This is a genomic window from Caulobacter sp. 602-2, assembly GCF_011043625.1.
GTDB lineage: Bacteria > Pseudomonadota > Alphaproteobacteria > Caulobacterales > Caulobacteraceae > Caulobacter.
On sequence record NZ_JAAKGT010000024.1, the window covers coordinates 1 to 5,475 of the forward strand.

Below are 5,475 nucleotides of genomic sequence, written 5' to 3' on the forward strand. Positions count from 1 at the left end.
CGGAGGCGGCTCGGAGCTTCGGCTCTGGTCTTTGACATTGTTGATTTGGAAAGAGAAACGCAGGCGGCGGCGCTCTGGCGATGACCCTTCGAGGTCATCTTAGACGCTGACGAATGCGGTCTCTTGAAGACACCATTTATACGGTGATCGGGTTTTCGGATCTGATCATTGTGTGATGGGAACTCGTCAAGAAACTATGCAAACCAGATACGCGACTGAGGTTTTCCCCTCGGTCAAATAGCTGGAGTCAATGTCAACTCAACCTGAGAGTTTGATCCTGGCTCAGAGCGAACGCTGGCGGCAGGCCTAACACATGCAAGTCGAACGGATCCTTCGGGATTAGTGGCGGACGGGTGAGTAACACGTGGGAACGTGCCCTTTGGTTCGGAACAACTCAGGGAAACTTGAGCTAATACCGGATGTGCCCTTCGGGGGAAAGATTTATCGCCATTGGAGCGGCCCGCGTCTGATTAGCTAGTTGGTGAGGTAAAGGCTCACCAAGGCGACGATCAGTAGCTGGTCTGAGAGGATGATCAGCCACATTGGGACTGAGACACGGCCCAAACTCCTACGGGAGGCAGCAGTGGGGAATCTTGCGCAATGGGCGAAAGCCTGACGCAGCCATGCCGCGTGAATGATGAAGGTCTTAGGATTGTAAAATTCTTTCACCGGGGACGATAATGACGGTACCCGGAGAAGAAGCCCCGGCTAACTTCGTGCCAGCAGCCGCGGTAATACGAAGGGGGCTAGCGTTGCTCGGAATTACTGGGCGTAAAGGGAGCGTAGGCGGACTGTTTAGTCAGAGGTGAAAGCCCAGGGCTCAACCTTGGAATTGCCTTTGATACTGGCAGTCTTGAGTACGGAAGAGGTATGTGGAACTCCGAGTGTAGAGGTGAAATTCGTAGATATTCGGAAGAACACCAGTGGCGAAGGCGACATACTGGTCCGTTACTGACGCTGAGGCTCGAAAGCGTGGGGAGCAAACAGGATTAGATACCCTGGTAGTCCACGCTGTAAACGATGAGTGCTAGTTGTCGGCAGGCATGCCTGTCGGTGACGCAGCTAACGCATTAAGCACTCCGCCTGGGGAGTACGGTCGCAAGATTAAAACTCAAAGGAATTGACGGGGGCCCGCACAAGCGGTGGAGCATGTGGTTTAATTCGAAGCAACGCGCAGAACCTTACCACCTTTTGACATGCCCGGACCACCAGAGAGATCTGGCTTTCCCTTCGGGGACTGGGACACAGGTGCTGCATGGCTGTCGTCAGCTCGTGTCGTGAGATGTTGGGTTAAGTCCCGCAACGAGCGCAACCCTCGCTGTTAGTTGCCACCATTCAGTTGGGCACTCTAACAGGACTGCCGGAGTTAATCCGGAGGAAGGCGGGGATGACGTCAAGTCCTCATGGCCCTTACAAGGTGGGCTACACACGTGCTACAATGGCGACTACAGAGGGCTGCAATCCCGCGAGGGGGAGCCAATCCCTAAAAGTCGTCTCAGTTCGGATTGTTCTCTGCAACTCGAGAGCATGAAGTTGGAATCGCTAGTAATCGCGGATCAGCATGCCGCGGTGAATACGTTCCCGGGCCTTGTACACACCGCCCGTCACACCATGGGAGTTGGCTTTACCCGAAGGCGCTGCGCTAACCGCAAGGAGGCAGGCGACCACGGTAGGGTCAGCGACTGGGGTGAAGTCGTAACAAGGTAGCCGTAGGGGAACCTGCGGCTGGATCACCTCCTTTCTAAGGATGCTTCTCCAGCCTCTCACGAGGCTATTGAGGCTCCAATTAGTGCGCTAGACGCACACAAATGAGCGGATCGCCGCCGTCTCCGTTTCTCTTTCCACTCACTTGGTTCCGTTAGGGATCAAGTCGATCGCGAGCCCGGAGGCAGACGCCTGCGAAGGCCGTCATAGGCCTGTAGCTCAGGTGGTTAGAGCGTACGCCTGATAAGCGTAAGGTCGGCAGTTCGAGTCTGCCCAGGCCTACCACTCTCTTCTCCAACAGCTTCGGATCCGACCAGCTCTCCTGGCTCAACCCTGACAAGGGGCCATAGCTCAGTTGGTAGAGCGCCTGCTTTGCAAGCAGGATGTCGTCGGTTCGAATCCGTCTGGCTCCACCATCTCTCCCAGCATCCGGCTGGTGGCAGAGATCCGCGATCGGAAAGATACAAGTTTGCAGCGTCACCTGGTGACGATGCGAAATGACATCGTGAATGTAGGGTTCAGCCGCTTCAGGTTGGACTTAAGAAGACATCATTGTCTGACAAATTGTAAAGCGCATGCGAGCCGTCCCTAGACGGTAAGCGCATGGGTTTTGCTGAGAACGATCAAGCGCATAAGGGCTTCTGACGGATGCCTTGGCATTGAGAGGCGATGAAGGACGTGGCACGCTGCGATAAGAGCCGGGGAGGCGCGAGCACCCTTTGATCCGGCTATCTCCGAATGGGGAAACCCACCTTTACGGTCACCCGACTTGCTTCAACTTCGGTTGGAGCACGATCGGTGGATCGGACAAGGTATAATGATCTGAATACATAGGGTCATTAAGCAAACCCAGGGAACTGAAACATCTCAGTACCTGGAGGAAAGGACATCAACCGAGACTCCCGTAGTAGTGGCGAGCGAACCGGGACCAGGCCAGTGCTGTCGTGACATAAAGCTGAAGGATCTGGGAAGGTCCGCCATAGTGGGTGATAGCCCCGTAAGCGTCAAATAGCGACAGACTCGAGTAGGGCGGGACACGTGAAATCCTGTCTGAACATGGGGGGACCACCCTCCAAGCCTAAGTACTCCTCAATGACCGATAGCGAACAAGTACCGTGAGGGAAAGGTGAAAAGCACCCCGACAAGGGGAGTGAAACAGATCCTGAAATCGGAAGCCTACAAGCAGTCGGAGCCACCGCGCGTGGTGACGGCGTACCTTTTGTATAATGGGTCAGCGACTTCATGTGCCGTGCAAGCTTAAGCCGTTAGGTGTAGGCGCAGCGAAAGCGAGTCTGAATAGGGCGAATAAGTACGTCGCATGACGACCCGAAACCAGGTGATCTATCCATGAGCAGGTTGAAGGTTGGGTAACACCAACTGGAGGACCGAACCGGTGAATGTTGAAAAATTCTCGGATGACTTGTGGATAGGGGTGAAAGGCCAATCAAACCTGGACATAGCTGGTTCTCCGCGAAAACTATTTAGGTAGTGCCTCAGACGGACTCCTCGGGGGGTAGAGCACTGAATGGATGCGGGCGGCGCGAGCTGTACCAATTCTAATCAAACTCCGAATACCCGAGAGAGATATCTGGGAGACACACGGCGGGTGCTAACGTCCGTCGTGAAAAGGGAAACAACCCTAACCATCATCTAAGGCCCCCAAGTACTGGCTAAGTGGGAAACGATGTGGGTTTGCTTTGACAACCAGGATGTTGGCTTAGAAGCAGCCATCATTTAAAGAAAGCGTAACAGCTCACTGGTCAAGCGAACCTGCGCGGAAAATGTAACGGGGCTAAAGCCAGTCGCCGAAGGTATGGGTTTGCTCTTTGAGCAAGCGGTAGCGGAGCGTTCCGTAAGCCTGTGAAGATGAGGCGTGAGCCTTGTTGGAGGTATCGGAAGTGAGAATGCTGACATGAGTAGCGATAAAGAGGGTGAGAGACCCTCTCGCCGAAAGCCCAAGGGTTCCTGCGTAAAGCTAATCTGCGCAGGGTTAGCCGGCCCCTAAGGCGAGGCCGAAAGGCGTAGTCGATGGGAATCAGGTGAATATTCCTGAGCCAGTTGGAAGTGACGGATCTGGTAAATTGTCGGTCCTTATTGGATTGGTTCCGGCAGTGAACAGGTCCCTGGAAATAACTCCAACGGAGACCGTACCCGAAACCGACACAGGTGGGCAGGTAGAGTATACCAAGGCGCTTGAGAGAACTATGCTGAAGGAACTCGGCAAATTGCACGCGTAACTTCGGGATAAGCGTGACTCTTCTTTGGGCAACCAGAAAAGAGTGGCACAAGCCAGGGGGTAGCGACTGTTTATCAAAAACACAGGGCTCTGCGAAGCCGCAAGGCGACGTATAGGGTCTGACGCCTGCCCGGTGCCTGAAGGTTAAAAGGAGGGGTGCAAGCTCCGAATTGAAGCCCAGGTAAACGGCGGCCGTAACTATAACGGTCCTAAGGTAGCGAAATTCCTTGTCGGGTAAGTTCCGACCTGCACGAATGGCGTAACGACTTCCCCACTGTCTCCAGCATAGGCTCAGCGAAATTGAATTCCCCGTGAAGATGCGGGGTTCCCGCGGTCAGACGGAAAGACCCTATGAACCTTTACTGCAGCTTCGCCTTGGCGTTAGCAGCAACATGTGTAGGATAGGTGGGAGGCTATGAAACCGGGGCGCCAGTTCCGGTGGAGCCATCCTTGAAATACCACCCTTATTGTTGCTGACGTCTAACCGCGGCCCGTTATCCGGGTCCGGGACATGGCGTGGCGGGCAGTTTGACTGGGGCGGTCGCCTCCCAAAGTGTAACGGAGGCGCGCGATGGTGGGCTCAGACCGGTCGGAAATCGGTCGTCGAGTGCAATGGCATAAGCCCGCCTGACTGCGAGACTGACAAGTCGAGCAGAGACGAAAGTCGGCCATAGTGATCCGGTGGTCCTGCGTGGAAGGGCCATCGCTCAACGAATAAAAGGTACTCTAGGGATAACAGGCTGATTTTGCCCAAGAGTCCATATCGACGGCAAAGTTTGGCACCTCGATGTCGGCTCATCACATCCTGGGGCTGGAGCAGGTCCCAAGGGTTCGGCTGTTCGCCGATTAAAGTGGTACGTGAGCTGGGTTCAGAACGTCGTGAGACAGTTTGGTCCCTATCTGCCGTGGGTGTACGAGACTTGAGAGGATCTGTCCCTAGTACGAGAGGACCGGGATGGACACACCTCTGGTGGACCTGTCATGGCGCCAGCTGTGCAGCAGGGTAGCTAAGTGTGGAATAGATAACCGCTGAAAGCATCTAAGCGGGAAACTAACCTCAAAACAAGGTCTCGCTGAGAGCCGTGGAAGACCACCACGTTGATAGGCCGGGTGTGGAAGTGCGGCGACGCATGGAGCTTACCGGTACTAATAGCTCGATAGGCTTGATCGTTCTTCAGTCAAACCCATGCAAGCTTTACAAACCTTGCCTGACACTGATGTCTTCTTCTTTGCCTTGTCGGTCTAAACCCCGACAAGCAGCATCCTTTTCGCTGACCTGGTGGCTTTGCCGGGGGTTCCCCACCCGATCCCATTCCGAACTCGGTCGTTAAGTCCCCCTGGGCCAATGGTACTTCGTCTCAAGGCGCGGGAGAGTAGGTCGCCGCCAGGTCCGCTAAAAGGATGCATCCCGCAAAGTCAAACAAGTCCAGAACCCTACTCACGATACATACCCCTGCCGCGGGGTGGAGCAGCCCGGTAGCTCGTCAGGCTCATAACCTGAAGGTCACAGGTTCAAATCCTGTCCCCGCACCCAA

General features: G+C 54.9%; 3 tRNA genes and 3 rRNA genes. All 6 read left to right on the forward strand.

What is annotated here, in order from left to right:
• The first annotated feature begins 259 nt into the window (after window positions 1–259).
• The 6 genes from G5B46_RS24035 to G5B46_RS24060 all read left to right on the forward strand — a co-directional run bounded on the left by G5B46_RS24035 (window position 260) and on the right by G5B46_RS24060 (window position 5,474).
• Window positions 260–1,741: ribosomal RNA gene (locus tag G5B46_RS24035) — 16S ribosomal RNA — on the forward strand.
• Window positions 1,742–1,912: 171 nt separating this feature from the next.
• Window positions 1,913–1,989, forward strand: a tRNA-Ile gene (locus tag G5B46_RS24040).
• A gap of 55 nt (window positions 1,990–2,044) precedes the next feature.
• A tRNA-Ala gene (locus tag G5B46_RS24045) sits at window positions 2,045–2,120 on the forward strand.
• A gap of 205 nt (window positions 2,121–2,325) precedes the next feature.
• Window positions 2,326–5,111: ribosomal RNA gene (locus G5B46_RS24050) — 23S ribosomal RNA — on the forward strand.
• A 104-nt stretch (window positions 5,112–5,215) separates the two neighbouring features.
• Window positions 5,216–5,330 (forward strand): 5S ribosomal RNA (rrf, locus tag G5B46_RS24055).
• The 16S, 23S and 5S rRNA genes sit together here with 3 tRNA genes alongside, the layout of an rRNA operon.
• Window positions 5,331–5,397: 67 nt before the next feature.
• A tRNA-Met gene (locus tag G5B46_RS24060) sits at window positions 5,398–5,474 on the forward strand.
• Window position 5,475: the final 1 nt, after the last annotated feature.